At 54.2% G+C, this 26,659-nt stretch carries 31 protein-coding genes; 22 read left to right on the top strand and 9 right to left on the bottom strand.

The genetic code is table 11. From position 1 onward, the window contains the following. Nucleotides 1-6 precede the first annotated feature (6 nt). The 3 genes from H6853_05405 (at nt 7) to H6853_05415 (ending at nt 3,948) form a co-directional block, all read left to right on the top strand. Nucleotides 7-1,893 carry a lytic transglycosylase domain-containing protein gene (locus H6853_05405; GenBank protein ID USO02985.1) on the top strand — a complete coding sequence of 629 codons (1,887 nt, stop codon included), beginning with the start codon at nt 7-9 and terminating at the stop codon, nt 1,891-1,893. Between the two features lie 149 nt (nt 1,894-2,042). Next, nucleotides 2,043-2,705 (top strand): response regulator transcription factor, encoded by a 663-nt coding sequence (locus H6853_05410; protein ID USO02986.1) that lies wholly within the window; start codon nt 2,043-2,045, stop codon nt 2,703-2,705. 52 nt (nt 2,706-2,757) lie between these two features. After that, nucleotides 2,758-3,948, top strand: a complete 1,191-nt coding sequence (locus H6853_05415) for a CCA tRNA nucleotidyltransferase (protein USO02987.1) — start codon at nt 2,758-2,760, stop codon at nt 3,946-3,948. Here H6853_05415 and H6853_05420 read toward each other — a convergent pair. After that, nucleotides 3,937-4,392 carry a tRNA (cytidine(34)-2'-O)-methyltransferase gene (locus H6853_05420; protein ID USO02988.1) on the bottom strand — a complete coding sequence of 152 codons (456 nt, stop codon included), beginning with the start codon at nt 4,390-4,392 and terminating at the stop codon, nt 3,937-3,939. The genes H6853_05415 and H6853_05420 overlap by 12 nt on opposite strands. Nucleotides 4,393-4,502: 110 nt before the next feature. Here H6853_05420 and petA point away from each other — a divergent pair, with 110 nt between their 5' ends. From petA to H6853_05460, 8 genes are all read left to right on the top strand, one after another. Then, nucleotides 4,503-5,045 carry a ubiquinol-cytochrome c reductase iron-sulfur subunit gene (gene petA, locus H6853_05425; protein USO02989.1) on the top strand — a complete coding sequence of 181 codons (543 nt, stop codon included), beginning with the start codon at nt 4,503-4,505 and terminating at the stop codon, nt 5,043-5,045. Nucleotides 5,046-5,058: 13 nt separating this feature from the next. Next, nucleotides 5,059-6,345 carry a cytochrome b/b6 gene (locus tag H6853_05430; GenBank protein USO02990.1) on the top strand — a complete coding sequence of 429 codons (1,287 nt, stop codon included), beginning with the start codon at nt 5,059-5,061 and terminating at the stop codon, nt 6,343-6,345. Nucleotides 6,346-6,348: 3 nt separating this feature from the next. Continuing rightward, entirely contained in the window at nt 6,349-7,110 is a 762-nt protein-coding gene (locus H6853_05435; GenBank protein USO02991.1) for a cytochrome c1, read from the top strand. A 9-nt stretch (nt 7,111-7,119) separates the two neighbouring features. After that, nucleotides 7,120-7,431 carry a hypothetical protein gene (locus H6853_05440; protein USO02992.1) on the top strand — a complete coding sequence of 104 codons (312 nt, stop codon included), beginning with the start codon at nt 7,120-7,122 and terminating at the stop codon, nt 7,429-7,431. 9 nt (nt 7,432-7,440) lie between these two features. Beyond that, nucleotides 7,441-7,992: a DUF924 domain-containing protein gene (locus H6853_05445; GenBank protein ID USO02993.1), complete on the top strand. Its 552-nt coding sequence runs from the start codon at nt 7,441-7,443 to the stop codon at nt 7,990-7,992. A 79-nt stretch (nt 7,993-8,071) separates the two neighbouring features. Then, nucleotides 8,072-9,694: a Na/Pi cotransporter family protein gene (locus H6853_05450; GenBank protein USO02994.1), complete on the top strand. Its 1,623-nt coding sequence runs from the start codon at nt 8,072-8,074 to the stop codon at nt 9,692-9,694. 4 nt (nt 9,695-9,698) lie between these two features. After that, the gene (locus tag H6853_05455; GenBank protein ID USO02995.1) at nt 9,699-11,210 is read left to right on the top strand and encodes an aldehyde dehydrogenase family protein; all 1,512 of its coding nucleotides are present in this window, start codon (nt 9,699-9,701) and stop codon (nt 11,208-11,210) included. Nucleotides 11,211-11,486: 276 nt separating this feature from the next. Continuing rightward, nucleotides 11,487-11,678, top strand: a complete 192-nt coding sequence (locus H6853_05460) for a YdcH family protein (protein USO02996.1) — start codon at nt 11,487-11,489, stop codon at nt 11,676-11,678. Between the two features lie 217 nt (nt 11,679-11,895). Here H6853_05460 and H6853_05465 read toward each other — a convergent pair whose 3' ends face one another. Next, entirely contained in the window at nt 11,896-12,591 is a 696-nt protein-coding gene (locus tag H6853_05465; GenBank protein ID USO02997.1) for a DUF1013 domain-containing protein, read from the bottom strand. A 222-nt stretch (nt 12,592-12,813) separates the two neighbouring features. On the opposite strand from H6853_05465, the gene H6853_05470 reads away from it, so the two are divergent. After that, entirely contained in the window at nt 12,814-12,996 is a 183-nt protein-coding gene (locus H6853_05470; protein USO02998.1) for a DUF1192 domain-containing protein, read from the top strand. A 102-nt stretch (nt 12,997-13,098) separates the two neighbouring features. Beyond that, complete coding sequence (locus tag H6853_05475) at nt 13,099-13,434, top strand: hypothetical protein (GenBank protein USO02999.1); 336 nt, start codon at nt 13,099-13,101, stop codon at nt 13,432-13,434. Here H6853_05475 and gloB read toward each other — a convergent pair. From gloB to H6853_05490, 3 genes are read right to left on the bottom strand one after another with little or no spacing between them, the layout of a single operon-like run. Continuing rightward, nucleotides 13,431-14,144 carry a hydroxyacylglutathione hydrolase gene (gloB, locus tag H6853_05480; GenBank protein ID USO03000.1) on the bottom strand — a complete coding sequence of 238 codons (714 nt, stop codon included), beginning with the start codon at nt 14,142-14,144 and terminating at the stop codon, nt 13,431-13,433. The genes H6853_05475 and gloB overlap by 4 nt on opposite strands. Beyond that, on the bottom strand, nt 14,141-14,992 hold the full coding sequence (locus tag H6853_05485) for a methyltransferase domain-containing protein (GenBank protein USO03001.1): 852 nt from the start codon (nt 14,990-14,992) through the stop codon (nt 14,141-14,143). Before H6853_05485 ends, gloB begins: the two co-directional genes overlap by 4 nt. Further along, nucleotides 14,992-17,406: a class I SAM-dependent methyltransferase gene (locus H6853_05490; GenBank protein USO03002.1), complete on the bottom strand. Its 2,415-nt coding sequence runs from the start codon at nt 17,404-17,406 to the stop codon at nt 14,992-14,994. The genes H6853_05485 and H6853_05490 overlap by 1 nt, the downstream gene beginning before the upstream one ends. Before the next feature lie 38 nt (nt 17,407-17,444). Between H6853_05490 and H6853_05495 the strand changes: the two genes are divergently transcribed. The 4 genes from H6853_05495 to H6853_05510 all read left to right on the top strand — a co-directional run bounded on the left by H6853_05495 (nt 17,445) and on the right by H6853_05510 (nt 20,888). Then, complete coding sequence (locus H6853_05495) at nt 17,445-18,179, top strand: ComF family protein (protein ID USO03003.1); 735 nt, start codon at nt 17,445-17,447, stop codon at nt 18,177-18,179. A gap of 53 nt (nt 18,180-18,232) precedes the next feature. After that, entirely contained in the window at nt 18,233-18,490 is a 258-nt protein-coding gene (gene grxC / locus H6853_05500) for a glutaredoxin 3 (GenBank protein USO03004.1), read from the top strand. 85 nt (nt 18,491-18,575) lie between these two features. Beyond that, nucleotides 18,576-19,397: a carbon-nitrogen hydrolase family protein gene (locus H6853_05505; protein USO03005.1), complete on the top strand. Its 822-nt coding sequence runs from the start codon at nt 18,576-18,578 to the stop codon at nt 19,395-19,397. A 6-nt stretch (nt 19,398-19,403) separates the two neighbouring features. Further along, nucleotides 19,404-20,888, top strand: a complete 1,485-nt coding sequence (locus H6853_05510) for a DUF853 domain-containing protein (GenBank protein ID USO03006.1) — start codon at nt 19,404-19,406, stop codon at nt 20,886-20,888. Here the strand turns inward: H6853_05510 and H6853_05515 are convergent. From H6853_05515 to H6853_05525, 3 genes are all read right to left on the bottom strand, one after another. Beyond that, nucleotides 20,877-21,194 (bottom strand): helix-turn-helix transcriptional regulator, encoded by a 318-nt coding sequence (locus tag H6853_05515; GenBank protein USO03007.1) that lies wholly within the window; start codon nt 21,192-21,194, stop codon nt 20,877-20,879. The two genes, H6853_05510 and H6853_05515, sit on opposite strands and share 12 nt — an antisense overlap. A 166-nt stretch (nt 21,195-21,360) precedes the next feature. Further along, a complete protein-coding gene (locus tag H6853_05520) occupies nt 21,361-22,452 on the bottom strand; it encodes a lipid A deacylase LpxR family protein (protein USO03008.1) in 1,092 nt (363 codons plus the stop codon). Continuing rightward, a complete protein-coding gene (locus H6853_05525; GenBank protein ID USO03009.1) occupies nt 22,403-23,185 on the bottom strand; it encodes an FTR1 family protein in 783 nt (260 codons plus the stop codon). Before H6853_05525 ends, H6853_05520 begins: the two co-directional genes overlap by 50 nt. A gap of 134 nt (nt 23,186-23,319) precedes the next feature. Between H6853_05525 and H6853_05530 the strand changes: the two genes are divergently transcribed. The 3 genes from H6853_05530 to H6853_05540 all read left to right on the top strand — a co-directional run bounded on the left by H6853_05530 (nt 23,320) and on the right by H6853_05540 (nt 25,130). After that, a complete protein-coding gene (locus H6853_05530) occupies nt 23,320-23,973 on the top strand; it encodes a phospholipase (GenBank protein ID USO03010.1) in 654 nt (217 codons plus the stop codon). Nucleotides 23,974-24,158: 185 nt separating this feature from the next. Continuing rightward, entirely contained in the window at nt 24,159-24,746 is a 588-nt protein-coding gene (locus tag H6853_05535) for an HNH endonuclease (GenBank protein ID USO03011.1), read from the top strand. A 33-nt stretch (nt 24,747-24,779) separates the two neighbouring features. Next, the gene (locus H6853_05540) at nt 24,780-25,130 is read left to right on the top strand and encodes a hypothetical protein (protein USO03012.1); all 351 of its coding nucleotides are present in this window, start codon (nt 24,780-24,782) and stop codon (nt 25,128-25,130) included. A gap of 55 nt (nt 25,131-25,185) precedes the next feature. Here H6853_05540 and H6853_05545 read toward each other — a convergent pair whose 3' ends face one another. After that, nucleotides 25,186-25,449: a hypothetical protein gene (locus H6853_05545; GenBank protein USO03013.1), complete on the bottom strand. Its 264-nt coding sequence runs from the start codon at nt 25,447-25,449 to the stop codon at nt 25,186-25,188. Between the two features lie 276 nt (nt 25,450-25,725). Here H6853_05545 and H6853_05550 point away from each other — a divergent pair, with 276 nt between their 5' ends. Both H6853_05550 and H6853_05555 read left to right on the top strand, forming a co-directional pair. Then, complete coding sequence (locus tag H6853_05550; GenBank protein ID USO03014.1) at nt 25,726-26,214, top strand: hypothetical protein; 489 nt, start codon at nt 25,726-25,728, stop codon at nt 26,212-26,214. A 61-nt stretch (nt 26,215-26,275) separates the two neighbouring features. Beyond that, nucleotides 26,276-26,659, top strand: a complete 384-nt coding sequence (locus tag H6853_05555; GenBank protein USO03015.1) for an STAS/SEC14 domain-containing protein — start codon at nt 26,276-26,278, stop codon at nt 26,657-26,659.

Consider the following 26,659-nt stretch of genomic DNA (forward strand, 5'->3'; position numbering starts at 1 on the left):
GTCGGGATGATGCGTGCTTCTTTCATATTTCTTTTTATTCTTTTAAGCGCGATTTCCTTTTTCGCGCCGCCTGCGCAAGCGGCCAACGTCGTTTCGGGCAACGATCCTCTGGAACGGGATATCCTTCGGTGGATGCGTTATCAGGAAGGCGCGCCGGGCAGCCGGTTTGAAGATATTGCGGCCTTTATGTCTTCCCATCCCGACTGGCCGGGCCTGAACCGTTTGAGAGCGGAAGCGGAAAAGGCAATGCCGGAAGGCTACGCGCCCCAGAAAGTGATCGACTGGTTTCAGGAAAACCAGCCGGTGACGCCGGGGGGAATGGATATTTATGTGAAGGCGTTGATGCGCGTCGGGCGCAGCGGCGAGGCGCGCGATATTTTACGGTCCTGGTGGAAGGGCGCTTCCATGACGCGGGATCAGCAGAAAACATTTTTCAGGGCATACGGCGCTTATTTTGACCGGGCGTCCCATTTAGAGCGTTTGAATATGCTTCTTTATCGCGGGGAATATTCGAATGCGCGCGCTATAGCGGCGGTGCTTGGAAAGGGGTATCCGGCCCTGAGCGAGGCGCGCATTGCGCTGGCAGAAGGGCGGGGGGACGTGAACGCCGTGCTCGATGCCGTTCCTTCGAATTTGCGCAACGATGAAGGGCTTCTTTATGAGCGTTTGAGGTGGCGCCGCCGGCATGATCTGGACGAAGGGGCCATTGAAATTTTAAAGAAGGCCCCGGGTGCCGGGCAGATGTATCAGCCGGATGCCTGGTGGGCGGAGCGGCACATTCTTGTCCGCCGCCTTATCGAGAAAAAACAATATAAAAGGGCTTATGATCTGGCGCGCTCGCACAGGCAAAAGGAAGGGTTTCCTTTCGCGCAGGCGGAGTGGGTGTCCGGCTGGCTGGCGCTGGAATTTGTTAATAAGCCGTGGAAAGCCTTCGAGCATTTTGAACGGCTGTATAACAATGTCGAAACGCCGATCAGCAAGGCGCGCGGGGCGTACTGGGCCGGGCGCGCGAGCGCGGCGCTGGGGCATCCCGAGATTGCCAGGAAGTGGTACGAGCAGGCGGCGGCTCATCCGACCGTTTTCTACGGACAGCTGGCCCGGTCGGAAATCGGGGCGCGGCCATCGCTTCCTACGCTGGTTTCCGTGCAGGCTCCCGGGGAAAATTTTAAACATCAGGATATGGTAAGGGCGGCCCGCTGGTTGACGAAGGCCGGATTGCGTTCTGAAGCCGCGTCTTTTCTTTTGAAGATGGGAAAGCTCTCTCAAAATCAGTCGGACTATGCCTATGCGGCAAAACTGGCGGCAGATCTCGGGCAGCCTCATATTGCCATCAAAATTGCACAGGACGCGCAGAAAAACGGCTTTTATCTGCCGCGCGAGGCCTACCCTTCCGTGACCTCTCATTTGCGTAAAGTTGGAAATGTGGAATGGGCTTTGGTCCATGCGCTGATTCGTCAGGAAAGCCGTTTTGATGAGCGTGCCGCCAGCCCCGCCGGCGCGTTGGGGTTGATGCAGCTTATGCCTGCGACAGCCAAAGAGGTTGCCCGCAAAAGCGGTGCGGCGCACCAGACAGGCTGGTTGACGTCCCGTCCTTCCCATAATATAAATTTAGGGACAGGTTATTTAGGCCAAATGCTGGATCGCTTTGACGGGAATTATGCCTTGGCTGTAGCGGCCTATAATGCCGGTCCGAACCGCGTGGCGCGCTGGATCGAGACTTTTGGAGATCCGCGAAAGGGGGACATAAGCATGATAGAGTGGATTGAACGGATTCCGGTTTATGAAACGCGCAACTATGTCCAGCGGGTTCTTGAAGGGGTCTATGTGTACCGCCTGCATTTGAAAAACATTCAAAAGGAGCCCAGAGCGCCGATACATATTGCGATGCAGTAAAATTTTTGTTTTGGATTGCAAAATGCAATTTTTCTTAAAAAGAGAAAAAGGAATATTCTTTAAAGGATTGTTTTTCAAATGGTTAGCAGACGTTTTGTGTTGGCAGGGTTTTTGCCTTTTTCCTCTTCTAACGGGAAGGGATGTGTGGAATGAGTAGGCTTGGAATAAGCAGGGTATTGCTTTTGGACGGTCATCGATTGTTTCGCGATGCGCTAAAACAATATATTGAGCAGGTTGCGCCGGATATCCGTGTGGATGGAACCGGAGGGTGGCGGGAAACCCGCCGTTTTCTGGATCGCGGGGGTGTTTACGATCTGATTTTGAAAAGTCTTCATTTTTTGGAAAAGGAAGAGGCCGGGGAAGGGCTTTGTAAAACGCTCGATGTTCCCGTGGCCGTTTTGTTGGATCGCGACGATGAGGAGCTTCTGAAACGGGCCCGCGATATGGGGGCGGCGGGCTATTTTTCGAAAAATCTCTCGGGCAAGGAGATTGTAGAGGGCCTGCGGATGATTCTGGCGGGACAGAACGGTTATGATTTTGAATCGGCGCGGGCCCATTCTTCTTCCTCCTCTTCTTCTCCTTCTTCTTTTTCCGGCGTTCTTCCAAAAACGGAAATATTTGACTCTTTGACCCCCCGCGAAAAGGAAGTCTTGTCCTATCTGGCGAAGGGGGTATCGAATAAGGAGATCGCGCGGGCGCTTGGCATAGAGGTGGTGACTGTAAAACTTCACGTGCGGGGCCTTTGCAAAAAACTGGATGTTCAAAACAGGACTCAGGCGGCGCTGAAAGCCCAGAAACATAATTTGATCTGAATTTGATCCGGGGTTCTTTGAAAATATCCGCTTCTGCTTTACGCTGGAAAAGATGAAAGCGTCAAAATATATAACGCCGCCCGGGTGGATGAAACAGCCTGAAACGCAAAAGGTGATGCGCGCGCTCGGCGGGGACGAGACGCCGCCAAAGGCTCTTTTCGTCGGGGGGGCCGTTCGCAATACTCTTTTCGGCGATCCCGTAGTGGATATCGATATTGCCACGGCCCTTCCGCCGGAAGAGGTGGTGGAGCGCCTGGGTCTCGCGAATATCAAGTCCATCCCGACCGGAATAGATCACGGAACGGTTACGGCTGTCGTCAATAAAAAGCCTTTTGAAATCACAACCTTGCGCCGGGATGTGGAGACGGACGGCCGCCGCGCTGTTGTGGCCTTTACGCAGGATTGGCGGGAAGATGCGCAGCGGCGTGATTTTACGATCAATACCCTGCTCGCCGGGCCTGATGGCGCGGTTTACGATCCCACAGGGCGGGGCCTTTCGGATAGTGAGGCGCGGCGCGTGGTTTTTGTCGGGGCGCCGGATGAACGCATTGCCGAAGATTATTTGCGGATTTTGCGTTTTTTCCGTTTTTATGCCTGGTACGGGAAAGGCGCCCCCGATGACGCGGCGCTTGCGGCCTGCCGGGCGGCGGCGGATAAAATATCGACGCTTTCGAAGGAGCGGATCACGCACGAGGTTTTAAAAATTCTGGCGGTACCTGATCCGGTAGACGTTTTGTCTCTTATGTTTGAAAACAAGATATTAGAGGCACTTTTTTCCAAAGAATATCAACCGGAGCGCCTCTCGGAGTTATGCGCGTTGCAGGCCGGATACCGGGCGCCGGAGATTATGGCCCGGCTGTTTGTTCTGGACGGGCTGCGGCACAAGGATGTCGGTTCCTTTCTGATGCTGTCGAACGCGCAGAAAAAAACGCTGGGTTGTTACGAGGCGGCTTTTTCCGGTTTGGGCGAAATTTCAGAAAAGACGGTTAAGAAGCTTGTTTATAAATATAAAAACGATATCGCGCTTCAGGTTCTTTTCTTCAAAGGGGCGCCGGAGGATTTAAGGGCGCTGGCGCAAAGCTGGCGGGCGCCGGAATTTCCCTTAACGGGGGAGGATTTGCTTAAGGCGGGAATGTCCCCGGGTCCCGGTCTGGGGAAAAAGTTGTCCGAAATCGAAAGCTGGTGGATGGACCGGCATTTTGAGCCCGGCAAAGCTGCTTGTCTGGAAAGGTTAGGCGGCTGACCCGCGCTGCTGCCGCAACGCCTCGCCTAAAATCATGGCGGAGGCGTTGATGACGTTGAGGGAGCGCAGGCCGGCGGCCATCGGGATCGTCACGCCGGCATCCGCATCGTTATGTATTTCAGGCGGCACGCCGCTGCTTTCGCTTCCCGCTATGAGGATATCGTCGGGCCGGAAACGGAAATCCGTATAGGGCCGGGATTCTTTGGTGCTCATCAGGATGAGGCGGCGCGGGGCGCTTGCCTGCCGAAAGGCGTTCCATGAACTGTGTTTTTGCAGCTTTATATGGTCGATATAGTCCATGGCGCTGGTGCGGATTTTCTTTTCATTCCAGGGAAAACCGCAGGGCTCGATAATGTGGAGCGTCACATTCAGGCATGCACACAGCCGCATGGCAGCGCCGACATTTTGCGGAATATCCGGCTGGTAGAGGGCAAGGTCGATCATATCGGTTATTATCCATGTATAAGTTTGAATGAAAATCTGGAATTGCTTTCTGGTTTTCGTTAGAACTTGAGATTATACTATCGGCTCGAACAGGGGCAGAAAAATCAAAAATGGGTATGGATATGACAGTTGACGAAGCGGGCGAAAGCCGCCGCGATTTTCTCTATCTTACAGCAGCAGCGTTTGGCGCGGTCGGCGCGGGGTCCGTGGCGTGGCCTCTGGTGGACCAGATGAATCCGGCGGCCGATACGCTTGCGCTGGCCTCGACGGAGGTGGATTTATCGCCGATTGAAACAGGGCAGGCCATTACGGTGATGTGGCGCGGAAAGCCCGTTTTTGTCCGCAGGCGGACGGAAAAAGAGATCAAGCAGGCGCAGGACGTCGATATTGCAACCCTTCGCGACAAGCAGGCGGATTCGGACCGGGTCCAGAAGTCGCAGTGGCTTGTAACGGTCGGCATCTGCACGCATCTGGGCTGTGTGCCTTTGGGGCAGAAATCCACGGATCCAAGGGGGGATTTTGGCGGCTGGTTTTGTCCGTGCCACGGCTCCCACTATGATACGTCCGGGCGCATTCGCAAGGGGCCTGCCCCGAAAAATCTGCAGGTGCCGGAGTATGTGTTTTTGGACGAGACAACCATCAGGATTGGGTAAGGGGGCTTAAGCCATGTCGGGCGGAGAACGTACAAAATTTGATAATTCGGTTGTGGAGTGGATTGATTCAAGATTGCCCGTCTTCACCCTGATGCAAAAAGAATACGGCGTCTTTCCCACGCCGAGGAATTTTAATTATTTCTGGAATTTCGGGGCAATCGCGATGGTGATGCTGGTGACGATGATCATCACGGGCATTACGCTGGCCATGCATTATACGCCGCACGTGGATATGGCTTTCGACAGCGTCGAGCACATTATGCGCGACGTCAATCACGGCTGGCTGATCCGCTATTTGCACATGAATGGCGGGTCCTTTTTCTTTATTGCCGTGTATATCCATATTTTCCGGGGGATGTATTATGGGTCTTATAAAAACCCGCGGGAATTGCTCTGGATTTTAGGGGTCGTTATTTTCCTGCTGATGATGGCCACCGCCTTTATGGGCTATGTGTTGCCGTGGGGGCAGATGAGCTTCTGGGGCGCGACGGTGATTACCAATTTGTTTTCCGCGATCCCGCTGGTCGGGGATGATATTGTGACGCTTCTGTGGGGCGGGTTTTCCGTGGACAATCCCACGCTGAACCGGTTCTTTGCGCTCCATTATCTTTTGCCTTTTGTGATTTTTGCCGTTGTGGCGCTGCATGTGTGGGCGCTGCATGTGACCGGGTCGGGCAATCCGCTGGGGATCGATCCCAAAGGACCGCAGGACACGGTGCCGTTTCACCCTTACTACACGATGAAAGACACGTTTGGCGTGCTGGTCTTTTTGATGGTCTATGTGGCTTTCAGCTTCTTTGCTCCGGATCAATTGGGGCATCCTGATAACTATATTCCGGCGAATCCTCTGGTGACGCCGCCGCATATCGTGCCGGAGTGGTATTTCCTGCCTTTTTACGCGATTTTGCGGGCGGTGACTTTTGATATCGGTATTCCCTTTACGGATATTGTGATTATTCCGGCGAAGCTCGGCGGGGTGCTGGCCATGTTTGGCGCGATCGCCCTTCTTTTGCTTCTTCCTTTCATTGATAAACACCCGGTGCGCAGTGCGCGCTTTCGGCCCTGGTTCCGTGCGGCTTTGATCGGTCTGGTCGTTGCGACGTTTATGCTGGGCAAGGCGGGCGGAAATCCGCCGGAAGGTATTTGGGTTCTTATCGGACAGGTTGGAACGCTCTATTATTTCGGGTTTTTCCTTGTTATTCTGCCTCTCCTGAATAAGTTTGAGCCTGTCCGGACACTGCCGTCGAGTATTCACGAAGCGGTTCTGGCTAAAAATAAACCTGCAGCGGAAGGGGAATAAGGGATGCCCAGAAGATTTTTGATTTTGTCTGCCGCTCTTTTGTTTGCCGTGATGCCTGTTCCGGTTCAGGCGTCCGGGGGGGAACATCCGCCGCAGATGAACTGGCGTTTTGACGGGCCTTTGGGCACCTATGATCGCGCGGCGTTGCAGCGCGGATTTCAGGTGTACCGGCAGGTTTGTTCGGCATGCCATTCCATGAAGCGTGTGGCGTACCGTAACCTGAGCGCGCTGGGCTATAGCGAGGAAGAGATAAAGGCGCTTGCTGCCGAGGATGTGGTGATGGACGGCCCGAACGACGAAGGGGAGATGTTTGAGCGTCCGGCCCTTCCCAGCGACAGGTTTGTGTCTCCTTTCCCGAATGACGAGGCTGCGAAGGCTGCAAATAACGGGGCGTTGCCGCCGGATCTGTCCTTGATTGTCAAGGCGCGCGCCAATGGCGCCAACCATGTTTTCGGCGTTCTGACAGGCTATGAAAAGCCGCCGGCCGATGAGGAACTGGGCGAAGGGCAATATTGGAACAAATATTTCCCGGGGCATAAAATTTCGATGCCGCCGCCTCTGATGCGTGGCGCTGTTGATTATGAAGACGGCACGGCCGGAAGCGTGGAGCAGTATGCGAAAGATGTTTCTCATTTTCTAACCTGGGCTTCGGCCCCGGAAATGGAAGACCGCGAACGCACCGGGATTAAAGCGATTCTCTTCCTGCTTTTGTTTGCCGGCGTGATGTATGCGGTGAAAAAGAAAATATGGGCGGAGCTGCATTAGGAGGATTTCATGAAAAAAGAACTGCGCGCACTTTTACTGAAATCCAAATTCTATCGTTTTGCGGCGCTTGTTTTCGCCGTGTGCGGCGTGGCTGTTTTCGCTTTCATGTATTATCACACGACGAATGAGGACGCGCTCGCCGTTTTGAAGAACCCGTATATTGTCCTGATACTTGTGATTCCTTTTTTGCCGGCGTTTGTCCTGTCCTGGCAGGCTGTTCGCTATGAAAAGAAACTGATTGCCTTGCTTGAATCCAAAAAAGAGACGTCGAAGGATGTTCGGGAAGGCGAGGGGGTTGAATCTCAAAAAAACGCGGCGTAAACCTGTCATATGAATGATTCGCAGAAAGATATTCTCGATTTCTGGTTTGAGAAGACCTCTCCGCAACAATGGTTCCAGATCAATCCGGAGTTTGATGCGTTGGTTGCGCAGCTTTTTTCGGAAAGATATGAAAAAGCGCGCGGCGGCGTTCTGGATGACTGGCGCCGCGACGCGGACGGGTGTCTGGCCTTGTGCCTTTTAATGGATCAGTTTCCGCGCAATATGTTTCGGGGGACGGCGCAGGCGTACGCCACGGATTCAAAGGCGCTTGTCATTGCCAAATACGCTGTTTCAAAGGGGTTCGACCAGGTTTTGCCTCTGGTAAAGCGCCGTTTTCTCTATCTTCCCTACGAACACAGCGAGGTTTTGAACGATCAGAGATGCTGCGTTGAATTTTTTGAAAAAACGAAAAAAGAAGATCCTTTAAGCTATGACTATGCTCTGCGTCATTTTCAGGTTATCGACGCGTATGGACGTTTTCCGCACAGGAACGGAATTTTGGGGAGGATGAATACCCCTGAAGAGGAAGAGTACCTTGCGCGTCCCGGCTCCGGGTTCTAGTATCTGATATAACCTCAGGAGATCTGCCATTACACCGAGTGTTGTCCTTGTAAATATTGTTGCCGGCGTTTGCCTTCTGTTGTGGGGGGTGACGCTTTTGCGTCTGGGCGTGACGCGCGGGTTTGGCGCGGAGCTGCGCGGTATTTTGGCGGTGAGCACGTCCAACCGCATCAAGGCGTTCTTTTCCGGCATGCTGATGACGGTTTTCCTGCAAAGTTCGACGGCGGCCGTCCTGATAGTGGCTTCTTTTGCGGGGCAGGGGATGATTACGGCGGGCGCGGGGATTGCCGTTGTGTTGGGCGCGGATGTCGGCACGACCCTTGTGGCGCAGTTTCTTTCGCTGGATATGGGGCTGCTGGTGCCTGTCTGCATGGCGGGCGGTTATGTCCTGTTTTCCATTGAACATGGCGGGCGCATCAAGAATGTCGGCCGGATGCTGGTGGGACTGGCTTTGATGCTCCTTGCGCTGGGCTGGATCAGGGAAACGGCGGAACCCCTGAAAGAAGCCGAGATTCTGCCCATGATTCTTCAATCCCTGGACAAAGACCCGTTTTTTGCCATTCTTGTAACAGTGCTTTTGACATGGCTGGCGCATTCCTCTTTGGCGATTGTCCTGCTTCTCATGTCTTTCGCGGCCAGCGGTGTTTTGCCGCCGATGCTCGCCCTTTATATGGTTTTGGGCGCCAATCTGGGGGGAACCATTCCGCCTTTGATTGCCACCTTGCGGGATGATCCCGACGCTATGCGTATTCCTCTGGGAAATATGCTGGTGCGGATTATCGGCGTTTTGGCTGTTGTTCCCTTTATCCATATCCTGCAGCCGCATGTCGGCGCTTTTTCCGCCGATGCCGGGCGTCAGATCGTCAATTTCCATACGGGATTTAACATTGCGCTGGCGCTTGTTTTTCTGCCGGTGACGGGCTGGATCAATACGCTGCTTGAAAAAGCTTTGCCCGAGAGGGTGAAGCCGAAGGATCCGGGGCGGCCGCTTTATCTGGACGACAAAAATCTCGATACGCCGTCTGTGGCGCTGGCTGCGGCGACAAGGGAAACCTTGCGTATGGGAGACATGGTTGAGGAAATGCTCAAGGATACGATCCAGGTTCTTCAGACCAATGACAAAACGCTTATGAATAAAGTCAAAAAAGAAGACGATGCGGTTGATAGCCTTTATACCGCGATCAAAAACTATATGGCCCGCCTGACGGAAGAATTTATGGGGCCGAAAGAAGCGGAGCGGTACGTCCAGATTTTAATGTTTGCGACAAATCTGGAGCATACGGGAGACGTCATTGATAAAAACCTGATGGTGCTGGCCAAAAAGAAAATAGAGCGTCAGTTGCACTTCTCCGAAGAGGGGATGAAAGAAATCGGAAAGATTCACGATTTTGTGATGGAGAGCGTGCAATTGGCCCAGTCTGTTTTTGTTTCGGGAGACGTCGATATGGCGCGCCGGTTGCTCAAGGACAAGGAATTGATCCGCAAGGCCGAAATTGACGGGATGGCGACCCATATCGACCGTCTGCGCGACGGTGTGCCGGAAACCCTGGCTACGAGCAGCCTGCATCTGGATATCATTCGGGATTACCGGCGCATCAACACCTATATGTGCACCGTGGCTTATCCTATTCTGGAAGGAAAGGGGCAGATCAGGTCTTCGCGTCTTCGGCCCGAAAAGGAACGCGGGGAGGGAGGAGAATAAAAAAATGACGGCATATAGCGAAATTTTGCAGGCGAACGGTCTGTCTTCCCTGTCCAAAGGGGATTTGCCGGTTTATTCGCCCATTGACGGGGATTTGCTGGGGCGCTTGCCGCAAGACAAGCCTCAAACGGCGGGCAGGGCTGTGCAAAAATCGCAGAAGGCTTTTCAGGCGTGGCGCGCGGTGCCGCCGCCCGTTCGGGGCGAACTGGTCCGGTTGCTGGGCGAAGAATTGCGCGCGGCGAAGGAGGATCTCGGGGCGCTGGTTACAATCGAAAGCGGGAAAATTCTTTCCGAAGGGCTCGGGGAAGTGCAGGAGATGATTGATATCTGCGATTTTGCAACGGGGCTTTCCCGCCAGCTTTACGGGCTGACGATCGCTTCGGAGCGGCCCGGGCATCATATGCGCGAGATGTGGCATCCGCTCGGGCCTGTCGGGGTGATTTCGGCCTTCAATTTTCCGGTGGCGGTCTGGTGCTGGAATGCGGCGCTGGCGTTTGTGTGCGGCGATCCTGTGATCTGGAAGCCTTCTGAAAAAACGCCGCTCAGCGCTTTGGCCTGCGAGAAAATTTTTCAAAAGGCTGCGGCACGTTTTCGCGGCAACGGGCATGAATGTCCGGATCACCTGCTGCAGCTTTTGATCGGGGGGCGGGATGTCGGTGAGGCGCTGGTCGATCATAAAGATGTGGCGCTCATAAGCGCGACAGGTTCTACCCGCATGGGTCAGGCGGTTGCGTCCGGCGTGGCGGCGCGGTTTGGAAAATCCCTGCTGGAGCTTGGCGGGAACAATGCCATGATTGTGGCGCCTTCGGCGGATCTGGATATGGCGGTGCGGGCGATCCTCTTCGGGGCGGCGGGGACGGCGGGGCAGCGCTGCACGACGTTGCGACGCCTGATTGTCCATAAAAGCGTGAAAGCGCGCCTTTTGAAATCCCTGAAAAAAGCTTACGGGTCCGTGCGTGTCGGCAATCCGCTGGAGTCCAAAACGCTTGTCGGCCCTTTGATTGACAAGGATTCTTTCACGGGGATGCAATCCGCCCTGAAAAAAGCGCAGGCCCAGGGCGGGAAGGTTCTGATCGGAGGGGACCGCGTGTCCGTGAAGGAGGCTGCGAAGGGGTATTATGTCCGTCCGGCGCTGGTCGATATGCCCTCCCAGTCCGCCGTTGTCACGCAGGAAACCTTTGCGCCTATCCTGTATGTGATGAGTTATACGGATTTTAGCGACGCGCTGGATATCCAGAACGGCGTTCCGCAAGGGCTGTCTTCGTGCATTTTCACAAACGACATGCGTGAGGCGGAAACGTTTCTCTCGGCCACAGGCAGCGATTGCGGCCTGGCCAACGTGAATATCGGGCCGAGCGGCGCGGAAATCGGAGGCGCTTTCGGCGGGGAGAAGGAAACGGGCGGCGGACGAGAAAGCGGATCGGATTCGTGGAAAGTCTACATGCGCCGCCAGACCCAGACGGTGAATTATTCCAGCGATGTGCCTCTGGCGCAGGGTGTTGTCTTCGATCTGTAGTCCTGTTTCGATTTGCTAAAAATGCGTCTTCTTTTAACGGATTCTTCACAGGGGCTGTGAGAGAATGAATATTGTTCTCAAGGACGGTTTATTTGGCCGCAAAAATTCGAAAGAAATTCCGAAGACATCCAACATATTGGAAAAAAAGAAAATTAAATTCTATTTAGACTTTTCTAATTTTAGAAATTTTATTTCTGATAGGATAGAGTTTGCGCAATTTAGCCTTCTTGATGTAACATAAACATTCAGTCCCCTCCAACGAAAGGAAGCTTATCCATGCAATCTGAAGCTCTGGTATCGCAGCAGCCCGCGCGGGTGGAAGCCTTGCGCGCAAGACATGCCCGCTTGTCGCAAAAAATTGAAGCCAGCCAAAGCAGCTTATCGACCGACGATTCGTACTTAAAGGATTTGAAAAGGCAAAAGCTTCGCCTGAAAGAAGAAATTGAAGGAATTCGGGAAACCTCCTGATTTTCCGGCTAAAAAAGGAATCTATAAAAAAACGCAGCGCTGAAAACCGGCGCTGCGTTTTGCGTTTCACCAAACCGTCATCCCCGACAAACGAGGCAATGCCGAGTGCCGTTCGGGGATCTAGCACAATATGTGAGCCGCTTTGCGGCTCTCTTTTTCTGGACCTCCGCCGTATGATCCCCGCTTGCGCGGGGACGCGGGGGTGACAGAGGCCGTTTTACTCCTCGCTGCTTGCTGTGCCGCTGCCGCTTACGAAATTTGAGAAGTCAAAGCCGCCGAAAGGATCTTTTTCGGTTGGATCGGCAGGCTTGCTCTCTTCTTCCATCTGGCGCTGGCGCTGTGCCTTGACGGCTTCCGGGTCTTTTCCCTGCGCTTTTAAGCCCTTATCGGACGCTTTTTCGATTTCCTGATAGCTGCAAAGTCCCAGTTCCACCGGATGACGCGGGCGAATATTGGAGCTGTTCGGGTGCGTGCGTTCCCGCACGGCCGCAATGGTTGGCTTTGTCGTCCCGACCAGTTTTGTAATCTGGGCGTCTGAAATTTCAGGATGATTTTTAATAATCCACGCAATCGCGTCCGGCTTGTCCCCGCGTTTGGAAACGGGCGTATATTTGGGGCCTTTTGCCCGTGTTTTTACGACCGGCATGTCTGAACGGGATTTTTTGACTTTCATGAAATAGGCCGGGTCAGCCTGCGCTTTTTCAAGCTCTTCAGGGTCCAGTTCGTCATTTATGATGGGGTCGCGTCCTACAATTCCCAATCCGACATCCTCATCGGCCAAAGCCTGCACTTCAATGGCGTGAAGCCCTGAAAAATCGGCGATTTGTTCAAAGGTGAGGGCTGTATTGTCAATCAGCCATGTCGCCGTTGCTTTCGGCAATAAAAGTTCCGGCGCTTCCTGTGGTTTACTCATATCTTTTCTCCTTTTGGCATGGTTTTCCATGCGAACATAGCTTCATGCGGTCGATCCGGCCCCGCCCGAATCAACTGTTTTGACACCAAAACATCCTTTATCAGATGTTTAAAATGTTTGGGGAATGCGCAGCATCATAGTCTTTTTGGTATAGAATGCAAGTTTTTCCCGTATTTTTTCGCCGGGATAGGGTAAAAAGACGAGTCTGAAAGGAGAGATAGAATGTTCGATGACGATCTGGAACCGCAAAAAAAAGCCGCCGTTCTTAAAAATCTGGATTCCATGTCTGTGGAGGAGCTGAAAAACTACATCACGGAGATGGAGGCTGAAATTCTGCGCGTCAAAGAAGAGATAGAAAAAAAGAAAAAAGTGCTTGAAGCGGCGGGGTCTGTTTTTAACACTTAACGCTGGCCTCCTAAAAATTATATAGAAGGTTCCTTGTGATTTTTTTTGGGTTGGTCTAATCTGCCGGAACGTTTTTATGAGGCAGTGAAGGGAGCCAGGGCCATGGATGAAATAGAAAAGAGACTCCGCCAGAGCGCAGATACATGTATCGAGACGTACAAAGCTTGGCGCAAAAACGAAAAGGACGGTAAAGCGAGAGAAGCCCTTCAGGACTCCGTCCACGAACTGCGCAAAGTGACCTCCCGCGTCGAGATTGAAATGGCCGTGAGCGAACGGGGCGAAATGTCTGAAAAACCGCTTCCTATCCCGCCCCATCGTTCCGCCCATAAAGCCAAGGCCACTGCCAACGGTAACGGCAACGGCAACGGGAATGTAAAAGCTCCGGCAGGGCGCACGCGGAAGGTTTCTTTAAAGCAGGAAGACGAGCAGGAAGATTAAAAAGAATCGCGAAGGCGCCTGAGCTGCGCAAAAGCGGCCGCTTTACCGCTGCGCAGGAAGACATTCGTCTTTTTTTCGGTTTCGAGGGTCGCCGGAATGGTGGGCTTTCCGTTTGCGCGCAGTTTCCTGACCGCATTCATTCTTTTGATCAGGTCCGGATTGTTTGGCTCGATCGCCAGACAAAAATTTCCGTTTTTTTCCGTATATTCGTGAGCGCAGTAAATCTGCGTGTGGTCCGGCAGGGCCGCAATTTTCTGCAGAGACGCCCACATTTCTTCCGGGGTGCCTTCGAACAGCCGTCCGCAGCCCATGGAAAAAAGCGTGTCGCCGCAAAAAAGGGCGCCGTTTTTGGACGCGTAAAAACAGACATGTCCTGTTGTATGTCCGGGGGTTTCGAGAACGGAGATTTGTTCGTCGCCCAGCGTGAGCGTGTCGCCGTCTGAAATGCCGATATCGATATCGGGAATGCGTTTTTGTTCCCGTTTCGGCGCAACAACCTTCGCGCCGTATTTTTTCTGGAAATATTTGTTGCCGGCAATGTGATCGGCATGGTGGTGCGTATTGAGAATAAAGGAAGGGCGAAGGTTTCGCTCTTCCAGTATGTATTCGATAGGGGCCGGCTCCCCGGGGTCTACAATGGCGACTTCCCCGCCGGCCTCAAGGAGATAGCTGTAATTGTCATTCAGGATGGGAACGAGTGTGATCTTCATGGTTTTTCCGTATTTAATGCCTCTGCCAGACTATGCTGTGCGCTGCCGCGGGGCAAGGGCTTTTGCTGGCTTTCGTGCGGCGCCCAGCCTGTCAGGAACAGAATTTCAAAAGAGGCGGGGATGCGCCCGTCTTTTTCTGAAAATTTCCGGACGTAAATGTCGTTGGCGGCGTCAAGGAGATTTCGGCTTGTAAAATGTTTGGGGCGGGCGCTCATGGCGCAGCTTTCTCCCATGCCGCGTAACTCTTTCATCAGGTCGAGCGGATGGGCGTAGCTGACGCTCAGTTTTTCCGAGTCAACGACCGGCAGGGCAAACCCGGCGCGCTGCATCAGATCGCCCATTTGGCGTTTGTCCGCAAAAGGGGAAACGCGCGGGCTGAGTCCGCCTTTGATCTGCAGTTCGGCTTCGCTCAACGCGCTGCGAAGTTCATGAAGCGTGTCACCGCCGAAAAATGCGCCCAAAAACAGCCCGTCCGGTTTCAGGGCTTTTCGGATTTGAACAAGCGTGCCGGGCAGGTCATTGACGTTGTGCAGGCTTAAGGGACTGAAAATCAAATCCAGAGAGCTTTCGGCAAAAGGGAGGAACTCTTCATCCGCCTGAAGGGCGTTTCGGGCCGGTAAAAGATTTTCCGCCAGATCCATTTGGACAAGGAACGTGTTGCCGTTTATTTTCATTCGGCTGTTTTGGGCGTCGGCGCCGATTTGAAGGGCGGCGGGAAATGCGCGTTTGATGCTGCAGAGGCGGTCTTCCATCTCCTTTATGGTCCAGTCTGTCAGGAAGCTGTGGTCTTTGAACCTGCATGCGGCGCGGTTTTTGTGCCGGCGTATAGTATGGCGGTCAAAGATCATTAACTTGTGGAAGGTTCGGGTCTGCCGGAAGAAAAGGACCGCAAGGGGCTTGAGGAAGCCGGGGGGGAAGCCGGAAGGGAAGAAGAAACATCCGTGCCGCTCACGCCGACAGGGCGGCTTATTTCGGCCGCCTGGGAGGAGGAAAAGCCGTAGGAAGGACTCAGATCGCTATGGGCCCCGATACCGCCTTTATACGCCATCGCGGCAACTTTCATGAAGCTGTAATAATTGTCGAGATACAGGAGCTTATGCAGGTCCGGAAGCGGCGTATAGGTTGTGACGCCGTGCGTTCTTCCCACTTTCCGCCAGCCTTTGGTCCCGGCCTTCGTGACCGCGAAGGGGTAAATGCGTTGCGGCGTGATGCCGGCATGGCAGAAAAAGCTTTCTCCCATGCGGGAGACGCAATCGACCGGCACTTCGAACTGGTCGGCAATATATTTGCGTGCCATCTCCAGTGTTGTGATGTCTTTCGGCAGGGCTATGGCCGGACAACTGACCGTGTAGCCGGTGCCTTTGTAGCGCTGCGGGACGGGCAGGAATTGTTCGGTAATCCCGGCCATGACTTCGCCGCTCAGTTTTTTAACCAAAGGCAGCACGACCGCCATATTCATGCTTTTATGTTCCGGGACGGCAAACTCCATGTTGCGGGAGGCCAGCCCCTCCGCGGCGCCGTCAACCTGTCCTTCATCGACAAAGACGGAATGGATGGTCCGGAATTGCCCGGCCACCGCTTTAGTTTCTTTAAAGCGGTCGTCGCTTGCGGCCAGTTTGGAGATGATGTCCTGAAGCTTCGTGGTTTTTTCGACCTCTCCCGTTTCAAGAAGGAGGGGGCAGTCCGCCCAGGGTTCGTAAGGGATATTCAGTTTTTCGTACAGGGCCAGTACCTGCACCTCCAGACGGCTGCTTGGGACAAGCCCGACGCCGACCGCATTCAGAATGGCCTGCCCGTCGATTTCACGCAAATGACCGTGTGTCGAAAATCCTTCGATATCGGGTGTGACGGCGGGGAGTTTTATGTTTCCCTGAGGCTTCTGCACGGCGAGATATTTCGTTTCAATGCGCTCGTCAATGCTGTCGGGCGCGGGGTAAAATCCGGGGCCGTCTTCCATTTCCGCGCCCAATACGGGCTTAAGCCCCACATGGGTTTGTGAAAACCGCACAAGGCTTTTGATATCGCCGGGTTTGATTTCATGGATTTTTTCCTGCGGAACGCACAGGGCCTCAATCATATGGCCCGACCATGTTTTCCCGTCGAGATTGGGGGCGTTGCGGGGAACGGCATTGACAATGCCGCGCGGAAGGCCCTCGTGCACATAGACGTGCAGCCGCCCGTCTTGCGTGATGCGGTAGGGAAGGACTTCCGTGTTTTCGATGCCGCGGGAGACAATATCGTGGATGCGGCCGTTCGTGTCGTCGCGCATGGCGGTGATTTGAAGGCTCCCCTCTTGTCCGCGCAGATGTTTTCTTTCCTGAAGCCGGAGCGATTCCCGGTTTTTCTTCTTTTGCGCCACAAGGACGAAACTTGTGGGCGGTGCGCCAAGAGGGCTGCCGGCTTCGTTAAAAAGTTTGAATTTTTTGCGGAAGCGGGACTTGACGATCTGTTCGTCCCAGTGGGGGGCTGTATAGAGAACCCGTGAACCCATGCCGGTCAGGGCGCGCCTGAAATCTTTTTCCGTGAAGAAGCTGTATTCCTTGCCCAGCTCTTCTTCCCAGTTTTCAAGGTCGTCTTTGCGCAGGATAAATTCATACGCCCATTTTCCCGGCAGGCGGAAAAGCCGTGTCCTGGGAAAACGGGGGGGAAGTTCTTCGAGATAAAACCCGCTTTGGGCCGGGTCGTCCGGATGGCCGGCTTTTTCGGAATACTGGATAAGAAGATCGGGCACGGCGTTTTCGTCCGGCATTTCGAGAAGAACGTAGTCCTGCTCCGGCAGAACGAAATCGCGGATGAATAAAAGGCCGTTTTGTTTGAGACAGGAAAACTGCCCTTCCAGGGCTTCAAGGACCTTTGCTTCGCTGCAGCGGCCGGCGGAATAAATTTCATGAAGGGTAAACCCGTTCAGGACGGCCTCAACGGAGGCCGGCTTCAGGCAGGGTTCCGTGTTTTTCCAGTGGTGGTATTCCAGATTGGGCCGTGCGTATTTTTTTTGCGCATCCCGAACCTTTTTGGCGCTTGTGTCCATGCCGATAAAATGATGCTGCGGATGCATGACAGCCATTGCGTAGGTTAAAGCGCCATCCCGGGTGCCCATGTCGGCGACGGTGCTTCCGTCTTCTAAAACCAGATGCGCCATGGTAAACCATGCCTGCCGGATTACGGCCGGAGGGAAGCTTTCCAGCGTTTCCCGCCAGTCCTCGTTTTCAGGGGGAGGAACGGCTGAAATATCGTCTTCCTCTATGGTTGCGGCTTCGATCATAGGATATATATAGAAACAGGCTATGGAAAAGTAAACAGATGTCGCTATGGGGGAACATACTTAACGCCGCTTTGCCGCCACGCTGCCCTTTGAGCGGGGAGATTGTGGACGCGCAGGGCATGCTTGCCCCGGAAAGCTGGGCTAGGCTGCAATTCATTTCCGATCCGGTGTGCAGCGCCTGCGGCCTGCCTTTGGAATTTTCAATTGAAAGCGCCGGGGCCAGATGCGCGGCCTGCCTGAAAACGCCGCCTGTTTACGGCAGGGGCCGCAGTGCGCTTGTTTATGATGAGGCGTCGCGGGATTTGATCCTTGGGTTCAAGCATGGGGACCAGATGCAAAATGTTGTGAGTTTTGTGCCGTGGCTCAGGCGGGCAGGGGCGGATTTGCTGGCGGGGGCGGAGATATTGGTGCCTGTGCCGCTGCATCGCTGGCGGCTGCTCCGGCGGCGTTACAATCAGGCGGCCCTGATGGCGCAGGCTTTGGGAAGGGCCGCGGGCGTGCCCTGCGTTCCCGATATGTTGCAGCGTGTGCGGGCCACGCCGGTACAAGGCCATATGAAGCCCGTGGAAAGGCAGAAGAATGTGCGGAACGCTTTTCGTCTGCATCCGCGCCATGCGGGAAGGATTGCGGGCAAGCATATTCTTCTGGTGGATGACGTCTATACGACCGGCTCGACGGTTTCCGAATGCGCCGGAACGCTTTTGGACGGGGGCGCCGGGCAGGTGGATGTTTTGACGCTGGCCCGCGTGGTGCGGCCCAGAAGGCTGGATTAAGGCGGCCGCGTTGTCTATAGTGTGCCGAAACAGGTTTTACCGGGAGGAATATCATGGCCAAAGTCGAAGTCTATTCAAGCAACACATGCCCCTATTGCGTCCGGGCGAAGTCTTTGCTGGAGGCGAAAGGGGCGGACTATACCGAATATAATATTTCCACAAATCCGAAGGTGATTGTGGAGATGCTCGAGCGCACGAACGGCCTCAAAAGCGTGCCCCAGATTTTTATCGACGGGCGGCATATAGGCGGCTGTGACGATTTGCACGATCTGGACAGCAAGGGAGAGCTGGAGTTGTTGTTGGCCTCTTAGGTTCCTATAACATTCAGGCGTCTCTTGGAGCATCTTTAAAACATCCCGGCGAAGGCCGGGATGTTGTGGTGGAAGGAAGGGAAAGATGAGCAATATCCTCAAAGCGGCCTGCGTGCAGATGAATAGCGGGCCGGTGATTGAAGAGAACCTGAAGGCGGCGGGGGCGTTTGTCCGTGCGGCGGCCGCAGAGGGCGCGCAGCTTATCGTGACGCCCGAAAACACCTGCCATATCCGCGCTTCCGGCGAGAAAAAGCTGGCCTCGGCGCAGCCCGAAGAGACACATCCGGCCCTGCCGTTTTTCGCGGCGCTGGCGAAGGAACTGGGGGTGTGGATTCTGGTGGGGTCGATTGCGGTCAAAATCTCGGAAAAACAGGTGGCGAACCGTTCACTCCTGTTTTCTGCCGCAGGAGAGCTTGTGGCCGCTTATGATAAAATCCACATGTTCGACGTGGATTTGCCTACCGGGGAAAGCCACCGGGAGAGCGAAACCGTCAGGCCCGGAGACAAGGCCGTTGTGGCCGGGACGCCCTGGGGCGGTCTGGGCTTAAGCATTTGTTACGATTTGCGTTTTCCGCGTCTCTACGCCGATCTGGCCAAAGCGGGGGCGGTTCTTTTGGCAACCCCTGCGGCCTTTACCGTTCCGACCGGCAGGGCGCACTGGGAAATCCTGCAGCGGGCCCGCGCCATCGAAACCGGCAGCTTCGTTCTGGCGGCGGCGCAGACGGGGGAGTATGAGGGCGGAGGCAGGACGTACGGCCATTCTATGATTGTCGGCCCGTGGGGGGAGGTGCTGGCGCAGGCCGGTGAAGAGACGGGTTTTATTACCGCCGAGCTTGACATTACCGCCGTTCAAAAGGCCCGCACGGCCATTCCGGCCTTGCAGCACGATTGCGATTATGCTTTTTAGTCTCTTATGAGTGATACAGCAGAAGCCATTTATCTCGGGTCCGAAACGGACCATCCGCAAAACAGGCAGTATTTTGCCCTGAAATGGGCCAACCGGCACGGGCTGATCGCCGGGGCGACGGGGACGGGAAAAACCGTCACGCTGCAAAATCTGGCCGAAGGTTTTTCCAACGCGGGCGTGCCTGTCTTTATGGCGGATGTGAAGGGCGATTTGTCCGGCATCTGCATGCCCGGCGAGATGCAGGATTTTCTGGTCAAACGGGCGGAAGTCATCGGCCTTGAAGATTACAAAAAACAGGCTTTCCCGGTTGTGTTCTGGGATTTGTTTGCCCGGCAGGGTCACGCCGTCCGCACGACGATTTCTGAAATCGGGCCGGTGCTTCTGGCGCGGATGCTGGAGCTGAACGATACGCAGGAAGGCGTTCTCAATATCGCGTTCCGGCATGCCGATGAAGAAGGCATGCTTTTGCTGGATCTGAAAGATTTACAGGCGCTCCTCACGGCGCTGTATGAAAATGCGTCCGAAATTTCCAAGGAATACGGGCAGGTGTCGAAACCCTCTGTCGCTGCGATTCAGCGGGCCCTGCTGCGGCTGGAGGATCAGGGGGCGGACAAATTCTTCGGGGAGCCGGCGCTGGATCTCAAGGATTTTATGCGCACCGATATGGACGGGAAGGGCTATATCAATATTCTGGCGGCGGATGAACTGATGCAATCGCCGCGTCTTTACGCGACGTTTCTGCTTTGGCTGCTCGCCGAGCTGTTTGAAGAGTTGCCCGAGGCCGGGGATTCTGACAGGCCGAAACTCGTTTTCTTTTTTGACGAAGCGCATCTGCTTTTCGATGACGCGCCCAAGGCGCTGCTCGAAAAAGTGGAGCAGGTGGTGCGCCTGATCCGCTCCAAAGGGGTGGGGGTGTATTTTGTCACCCAGAATCCGCAGGACATTCCTGAAAGCGTTCTGGGACAGCTTGGAAACCGTGTGCAGCACGGCCTGCGCGCCTTTACGCCCCAGCAGCAGAAATTCATCAAGGTCGCGGCGCAGACCTACCGCGAAAATCCGGCCTTCGATGTGGCGGAGGTGATAACGGAACTGGGCGTCGGGGAGGCGCTGGTGTCTACGCTGGAAGAAAAGGGAAAGCCTTCCATCGTGCAGCGGACCCTGATCCGCCCGCCGATGTCCCGTTTGGGCACGGCAAGCGCCGAGGCCCGGCGTATGGCCTCAATGGCGGACGGGATTGGCGGGAAGTACGACACGGTTCAGGACCGTGAAAGCGCCTATGAAATTCTGCAAAAGAAAGCGGAGGCCGCCGCCCGGCAGGCAGAGAAGGCACAGGAAGCCGTCGAAAAATCAAAAACCGCACCCCGCAGATCCAATCGTCAGGGCGTGGGCGAGGCGGCGATTAAATCCCTTGTCCGCTCCGTCAGTTCCTCGATCGGCCGCACTATTGCCCGTGAAATTGTCCGCGGCGTGATGGGCAGCTTACGGCGCTAAGGCTTCTAACGCCACATCCAGCGCCTGCGCGATGGCTTTGAGGGCGCGGACAGAGCCATCCTTGCGGCCTGTTTCGATCTCGGTGAGGTAGGGGCGGGACAGCCCGGCGGCCTGCGCCAGGGTGCCCTGTGTGAAGCCGCGATATTTACGCAGGATTTTGATGGGGCTGCTTTGTTTCAGGGCGAGTTGTTCCAAAATTTCTTCCGGCAGGCTCTCTTGCCCTGCGCCGTTTTTGAGCGCCGTAAAATCATGGATGGGAACAAGAACATGCGGCTTGCCGTTAATGTGCAAAATATCGTAGTCCATGTTTAGTCTTTCTAATTTATCTTCCTACTGCGTTGCTGCGTCACTCACGTAGATTCTCCTACGCTTCGTTCCTTGCGCCTTGTAGGAAAATAAATTCGTGTGACTAAAGGAATGTCTCCTTTTGCGACATTCTATCATTCTTGTCATTCTGAGCGAAGCGAAGAATCTAGAACCGTGTTGTCAGGGTCAGGGAGCCAAAAACGCTTTCATCGTCCTGCCCGTCGAATTCTTTTGACCGGAAATTCAGGGCGTAAGACAGACGGTAATCGCCGAAGGTAAGGGCGATGCCAGCGCTGGCGTCTGCGACCAGATGTTTTTTGCTGACACCGGGGCCGTCGCTGAAACTGTTTCCGTCCAGAAAAATATTCCGGGCGATGGCCCGTCCGTCCGCGCTGGCGAAGAGGTGCCAGCTCCATCCCTTGTCCGGAACGTCAAAAAATCCCGTACCGGGAATGGCGGGACGGATGCGCGGCGGCCTGTCCTGCAGCGCGTTCTGGTGCGGCCCGAGGGTGAGCGTTACGCCGCTGCCGGCATAGGTGTAGATATTGCCGAGGGACAGGTTGATATTCGGCTCAAGGGCCAGTCTCAGATTGTTTTGTTCGTAGGCGAGGGCCTGCGGCCAGCGCCGCGCCCAGGACAGGATAAGGCCGGGTTCAAAGTCGAGCTGATGGGCCCATCCTTTGGGGATCGCGGAGTTTGTGACATGCCGGTGGATGAATTTCTGCGTTTGCTCTCCCATCGCTTCGGGGCCGACAAGGCCGAGCGTGACTTCCAGTTCATCGATATGGTTATCCGTTACCGTGGCAAGCCCGACAGAGCCGTAAAGCCAGGCGGCCCATGGATGGTCGTTATTTTGCGGCGCGGCGATCCTGATATCTTCCGGCGTGTAGATGTTTTGTCCCAGTGTAAAAAGAGTGCTGGTTGTCTCGTTCAGGTCAAAGGTGGGGATAATATCCGCCAGTCTGTCTATCACGGGCGGGACGGGGGTGTTGACGTTGAACCAGCTCAGGCGCTCGCCGCTGCTGTAAAAGCGGTCGGTGCCGGTGCCGATGGAATCGTTTTCAAAGGAAAAGCTTACGTAGTTTTTATCTTCTACATTTTGCGCGCGGGCTGCGTATTTTTCCTGAAGCGTTTCATGTCGCGCCTGCTGTGCGTGCGCCGAAGGGGGCAGGAAAAGGCAAAAAAGGAAGGCAAGGAGGCCGGCGGTTTTATTCCGCCGCGCCCAGTGCTTCTTTTGCGAATATTCTGTCCTTGACATAGCCAACCAGTAACCACAGGCAGGGCACGGCAAGCAAGGCAATTGTGATCGCGTTTCCAAGCGGCTCTCCCGGTTCCAGCGGTTCCGTCAGGACATGCCAGTAGAAATTGTCAATAAAAGGAACGACGCCCGCTTCGGTCAGTTCATGAAAGCCGTAGGCGAAGAGATGGACGCAAAACAGGATCAAAAAGACTCCTGTGACCTGCATAAACAGGCGCAGGTTTATTTTATCGCTTTGCAAAATCCACAGCCATCCGATCAGGCCGACGGAAGCGAATCCGGCTATGGCCCCGACAAGCATGTCGCTTCCGGCCATCGTGCCTGTCATCGAGCCGAGCATCATGGCGGTTTCCATGCCCTCGCGGGTAATCATCAATGCGGTGAAAAAGAAAATCCCGACCATCGGGGCGATGCCGGATCTGGAGGCGCTTTGCTCGATCCTGTCTGTAATTTGTTTCTTAATGTTTCCGGATGCCCGCATCATCATGTAGGTCAAAGACGCGACCAGAACCCCTGCAATAATGGCCAGCATTCCCTCCATGACGGGGTCCTGCGCCAGTTCCGCGATATGCCAGCCCGTTGTGGCGCTGATGAGGAAAGCCGCGCCGCTGCCCCAGAAAACAGGCATTCTCAGGTTTGTGCGGCCCGTTTTCGTCAGGTAAGCAAGGATAATAGCCACGATGAGGAACATTTCCAGCCCTTCGCGGAAGGTGATGACAACAGTTTCAAGCATGAAGAGAGGCTTTCCAGTTGATAATAATTCTCATTATTTATTCTAATCCTGCCGGAAAGGCAAGGTCAAAAAATCGGTTTTTGCCTTTTGTTCTTGGTGCGTGCGTTGTGAGTTCATGGTAAAGAGGGAGCGTGATGGATACGGATTTTAAAACATACACGCAAAACCCGGCTTCAGGCGGCGCGCCGAGACAGGTAATAGTCCTTTTGCATGGTTTGGGCGCAAACGGGCAGGACTTGATAGGTCTGGCCCGTTACTGGGAGGCGGTTTTGCCGGACGCTGTTTTCGCATCGCCGGATGCGCCTTTTCCCTGCGATATGGCGCCGGTGGGGTATCAGTGGTTTTCCTTGCAGGACCGGGAGCCGGAACGCATTTTAAGCGGGGTGCAGACGGCTGCGCCGCTTTTGGACGGCTATCTGGACGGGCTTTTGGACCGGTACGGACTGGAAGACAAAGATCTGGCGCTGGTCGGATTCTCCCAAGGCACCATGATGAGCCTCTATGTGGGGCCGCGCCGCAGAAAACGGATCGCCGGCATTTTGGGGTATTCCGGCGCCCTGATCGGAGAAGAGACGCTCGGGGAAAGCCATATCAACAAAATGCCCGTTTGCCTGATTCACGGGGATGCCGATCCGGTGGTGCCGGTCGGGGCCTATTTCCATGCCAGAAACATTCTTCACTCCAAAGGTTTCGAGGTGAGCGGGCACGTCACGGAAGGGCTCGAACACGGGATAGATAACGCAGGCATTGAAACCGGCGCCGCTTTTTTATCCGGTCTTTTTGCGTAAAAATTGAAAATTTGTGCAGTGTTACTAAAGCAGGTGCACAAATTAACCTTTCTCCTAACATATTCGTTTTCCTGATAAAACAAGTGGCAAAAAGTTAAAGTTGTGCGCTGCCACATAAAACGCTCTATAACCCTTTGTGAGCCTTGGTTTCTGCGGTATAATAAGGGTAGGAACGAGGAGGTTGAATGGAGAGTATGCAGTCATTGGAGCAATGTCCGGCTCTGGTTCTGAATGCCGATTATCGCCCCTTAAGCTATTTCCCCCTTTCCTTATGGTCATGGCAGGATGCGGTCAAGGCAGTGTTCCGTGAGACGGTGACCGTTTTGTCCGAATATGAACGCGAAGTGCATTCACCGGGCACGGCGTTTAAACTGCCCAGCGTTCTGGTGTTGAAGGAATTTGTGCCGGCGGTCGAGAAGCCGGCTTTTACAAGGTTTAACGTGTTTTTGCGGGACGGGTGGCAGTGCCAGTATTGCGGCGCGGACCAGAAAACGCATGAATTGACATTTGACCACGTGGTGCCGAAATCGCGTGGCGGGAAGACAAGCTGGACGAATATCGTCGCGGCCTGCCGGAGTTGCAATACGTGCAAGGGGCATAAACTGCTCCATGAATGCGGTATGCGCCTGAAGGCGGAGCCTGTGAGGCCGTCGATGTTCGATCTTCAGCGAAACGGACGAAAATTCCCTCCAAATTTTCTGCATGAAAGCTGGGGGGATTTTCTTTACTGGGACAGCGAACTCGATCACGAGGAGGAAGCCGCTGTTCAGTAATAAACCCGAAAACGCAAACGAAAGGAGATTGCTATGTTTGGGAAAATACTAGATGTCGGTACACACCGGACTACGATGGAAGCTGTATGGTTTTACATTCTTTCACTGGTCCTGCTTGTCGGGCTTTCAACCACGATGGTTCATTTCCTCGGAATGGTTGGCGTCGTCGACGGGGTTGGAACCTTCTTCGGCGGGGGTGAAATCCACACGCTGATCGGTTCGATCTTCGTTTTGATGCTCTCCGGCCTTATTCTGAGCTCCAGAAAAATGACGAGCGACATTTTCGCTGTCCTCGTGGCGGCTGTGGGCATCTACCTTGCTTACACCACAAGCGTGATGATCGGTCTTGTTCCGGTTGCGCTTTTGACCACGCTGAAAAAGTAAGGTTTTAAAATAATTTTTACGAAAAGCCCGCTCTCGCAGCGGGCTTTTTGCATTTTTAAAAAGGTTGGCAAGAGTACAAAACAAAAACAGGGTCTCCTTCGCACCCCGATCTTCGGGCAAGTTCCCTTATGTTGTTTTCCAGCTCCTGAGCGTGATCGCTCCCGATTTGCAGGCGTATCCCCGTTGTGTCGGCGGAGCGTATCATGGAAAAATCGTCGTTAAATTGCCGGACAAGGGCGGATTCGGCTATTCCGTCGGCTATTTTCTCCGCCTGTTCTTTTGTCGTGTGAGAGAAGGTAACGGCGAGGGTTTTTATCATGAATTTTCTTCTGCCCGGTATTGTAAAACACCATTTTTATCGCAAATATACCTTGAGGATTCAATGTTTTTTGTAAAATACTTGACTTCCTGCGCGTCCCCCTTTAACAAGCTGTTTTCAATAATATTGTTTAAAAACGCAGGAGCGCGACATGTTCAAGGACCTTTTCAACTTTGAAAAGCAAAGAAGCCTGAAAGAATCTATTGGTTTTTACCTGTTCTACGGCTGCCTGTTCATGGGGGTCAGCGGTTTTCTGGCCTTGATGGGGGTTTAGGTATGAGTAAAAAAGAGTTTGATAAGGAGTCTTCGGACGAGTGGTATAAGGACAGGGGATACATCGTATCCTTATATGCAGACGGCACTTCCAACGTAACTTCCGCGGGGGCTTACGATTGTATTTTTTTAGAGCCGGGGAGCGAGAACGTTCGCGGAGAGGCTTTCTCTTTTACAAGAAGCCTTGTCGGAAGTCTTGAGGGTATTCTGGAGTCTTTTTCCAGATGCGGCATAAGCCCCATCCGTGCCAGATCTTCGGAACCCGGAGATAAGCGGAAATATTTTTTAAATCCGCTTAAATTTTATCTGGTTCAGGATGCGTCCGGCAAGCCGGGGGAATTTCATCTTGCCAATAAGCGGTATCCGGTCCACCAGTTCGTCCCAATGGATGAAGGTTTTGAAACGCCGCTGGACCTGAACGAATTCAAGAAAGTCTGGGCCTCGTCTGAACAGCTTTTACGTCAGAACAGGGCTTCAAAGCTTTCCCTCTAGATTCTCTCCTCCTTGAGGCGTAAAATGGCGGCGTCCAATCCTTACAGAATGGAGGTTTCTCATGTTTACGATACAACCCGAGTCCAGGGGTAAAAACCTGTATATTGTCGCCGAGGGGGTCCTGACCCATCAGGATTACCAGGCTCTTATTCCCGAAATGGAATCGCGCATGGAAGGTCATGGCAAGCTGGATTGTGTAATTGATCTCAGCGGCTGGGACGGCTGGGAATGGCGCGCCGTGTGGGACGATTTTTTCGCTGGCATGAAGCATTTCAACGATTTCGGCCGTCTGGCGATCATTGGCCGCGACGATCAGAAATGGGTGGAATGGTTCGGAAAGTTCTATGACCTCTTCCGCGGCGATGAAACGAAATTCTTCACGCTGGGCGAGGAGGCGCAGGCCCGGCAGTGGTGCTGGCAGGGCGAAGAGTCGGAGGCGGCTTAA

It is taken from the genome of Rhodospirillales bacterium (assembly GCA_023898765.1).
Classification (GTDB): domain Bacteria; phylum Pseudomonadota; class Alphaproteobacteria; order Micavibrionales; family Micavibrionaceae.

What these genes read in the sequence shown, in the direction of transcription:
- H6853_05515 (USO03007.1), bottom strand. Translation starts at nt 21,194, where the DNA reads ATGGACTACGATATTTTGCACATTAACGGCAAGCCGCATGTTCTTGTT.
- petA (USO02989.1), top strand. Translation starts at nt 4,503, where the DNA reads ATGGGTATGGATATGACAGTTGACGAAGCGGGCGAAAGCCGCCGCGAT.
- H6853_05485 (USO03001.1), bottom strand. Translation starts at nt 14,992, where the DNA reads ATGATCTTTGACCGCCATACTATACGCCGGCACAAAAACCGCGCCGCA.
- H6853_05440 (USO02992.1), top strand. Translation starts at nt 7,120, where the DNA reads ATGAAAAAAGAACTGCGCGCACTTTTACTGAAATCCAAATTCTATCGT.
- H6853_05505 (USO03005.1), top strand. Translation starts at nt 18,576, where the DNA reads ATGAGCAATATCCTCAAAGCGGCCTGCGTGCAGATGAATAGCGGGCCG.
- gloB (USO03000.1), bottom strand. Translation starts at nt 14,144, where the DNA reads ATGAAGATCACACTCGTTCCCATCCTGAATGACAATTACAGCTATCTC.
- H6853_05445 (USO02993.1), top strand. Translation starts at nt 7,441, where the DNA reads ATGAATGATTCGCAGAAAGATATTCTCGATTTCTGGTTTGAGAAGACC.
- H6853_05465 (USO02997.1), bottom strand. Translation starts at nt 12,591, where the DNA reads ATGAGTAAACCACAGGAAGCGCCGGAACTTTTATTGCCGAAAGCAACG.
- H6853_05535 (USO03011.1), top strand. Translation starts at nt 24,159, where the DNA reads ATGGAGAGTATGCAGTCATTGGAGCAATGTCCGGCTCTGGTTCTGAAT.
- H6853_05510 (USO03006.1), top strand. Translation starts at nt 19,404, where the DNA reads ATGAGTGATACAGCAGAAGCCATTTATCTCGGGTCCGAAACGGACCAT.
- H6853_05410 (USO02986.1), top strand. Translation starts at nt 2,043, where the DNA reads ATGAGTAGGCTTGGAATAAGCAGGGTATTGCTTTTGGACGGTCATCGA.
- H6853_05495 (USO03003.1), top strand. Translation starts at nt 17,445, where the DNA reads ATGTCGCTATGGGGGAACATACTTAACGCCGCTTTGCCGCCACGCTGC.
- H6853_05475 (USO02999.1), top strand. Translation starts at nt 13,099, where the DNA reads ATGGATGAAATAGAAAAGAGACTCCGCCAGAGCGCAGATACATGTATC.
- H6853_05405 (USO02985.1), top strand. Translation starts at nt 7, where the DNA reads ATGATGCGTGCTTCTTTCATATTTCTTTTTATTCTTTTAAGCGCGATT.
- H6853_05525 (USO03009.1), bottom strand. Translation starts at nt 23,185, where the DNA reads ATGCTTGAAACTGTTGTCATCACCTTCCGCGAAGGGCTGGAAATGTTC.
- H6853_05555 (USO03015.1), top strand. Translation starts at nt 26,276, where the DNA reads ATGTTTACGATACAACCCGAGTCCAGGGGTAAAAACCTGTATATTGTC.
- H6853_05435 (USO02991.1), top strand. Translation starts at nt 6,349, where the DNA reads ATGCCCAGAAGATTTTTGATTTTGTCTGCCGCTCTTTTGTTTGCCGTG.
- H6853_05455 (USO02995.1), top strand. Translation starts at nt 9,699, where the DNA reads ATGACGGCATATAGCGAAATTTTGCAGGCGAACGGTCTGTCTTCCCTG.
- H6853_05430 (USO02990.1), top strand. Translation starts at nt 5,059, where the DNA reads ATGTCGGGCGGAGAACGTACAAAATTTGATAATTCGGTTGTGGAGTGG.
- H6853_05490 (USO03002.1), bottom strand. Translation starts at nt 17,406, where the DNA reads ATGATCGAAGCCGCAACCATAGAGGAAGACGATATTTCAGCCGTTCCT.
- H6853_05550 (USO03014.1), top strand. Translation starts at nt 25,726, where the DNA reads ATGAGTAAAAAAGAGTTTGATAAGGAGTCTTCGGACGAGTGGTATAAG.
- H6853_05415 (USO02987.1), top strand. Translation starts at nt 2,758, where the DNA reads ATGAAAGCGTCAAAATATATAACGCCGCCCGGGTGGATGAAACAGCCT.
- H6853_05530 (USO03010.1), top strand. Translation starts at nt 23,320, where the DNA reads ATGGATACGGATTTTAAAACATACACGCAAAACCCGGCTTCAGGCGGC.
- H6853_05460 (USO02996.1), top strand. Translation starts at nt 11,487, where the DNA reads ATGCAATCTGAAGCTCTGGTATCGCAGCAGCCCGCGCGGGTGGAAGCC.
- H6853_05545 (USO03013.1), bottom strand. Translation starts at nt 25,449, where the DNA reads ATGATAAAAACCCTCGCCGTTACCTTCTCTCACACGACAAAAGAACAG.
- H6853_05420 (USO02988.1), bottom strand. Translation starts at nt 4,392, where the DNA reads ATGATCGACCTTGCCCTCTACCAGCCGGATATTCCGCAAAATGTCGGC.
- H6853_05540 (USO03012.1), top strand. Translation starts at nt 24,780, where the DNA reads ATGTTTGGGAAAATACTAGATGTCGGTACACACCGGACTACGATGGAA.
- H6853_05520 (USO03008.1), bottom strand. Translation starts at nt 22,452, where the DNA reads ATGTCAAGGACAGAATATTCGCAAAAGAAGCACTGGGCGCGGCGGAAT.
- H6853_05470 (USO02998.1), top strand. Translation starts at nt 12,814, where the DNA reads ATGTTCGATGACGATCTGGAACCGCAAAAAAAAGCCGCCGTTCTTAAA.
- grxC (USO03004.1), top strand. Translation starts at nt 18,233, where the DNA reads ATGGCCAAAGTCGAAGTCTATTCAAGCAACACATGCCCCTATTGCGTC.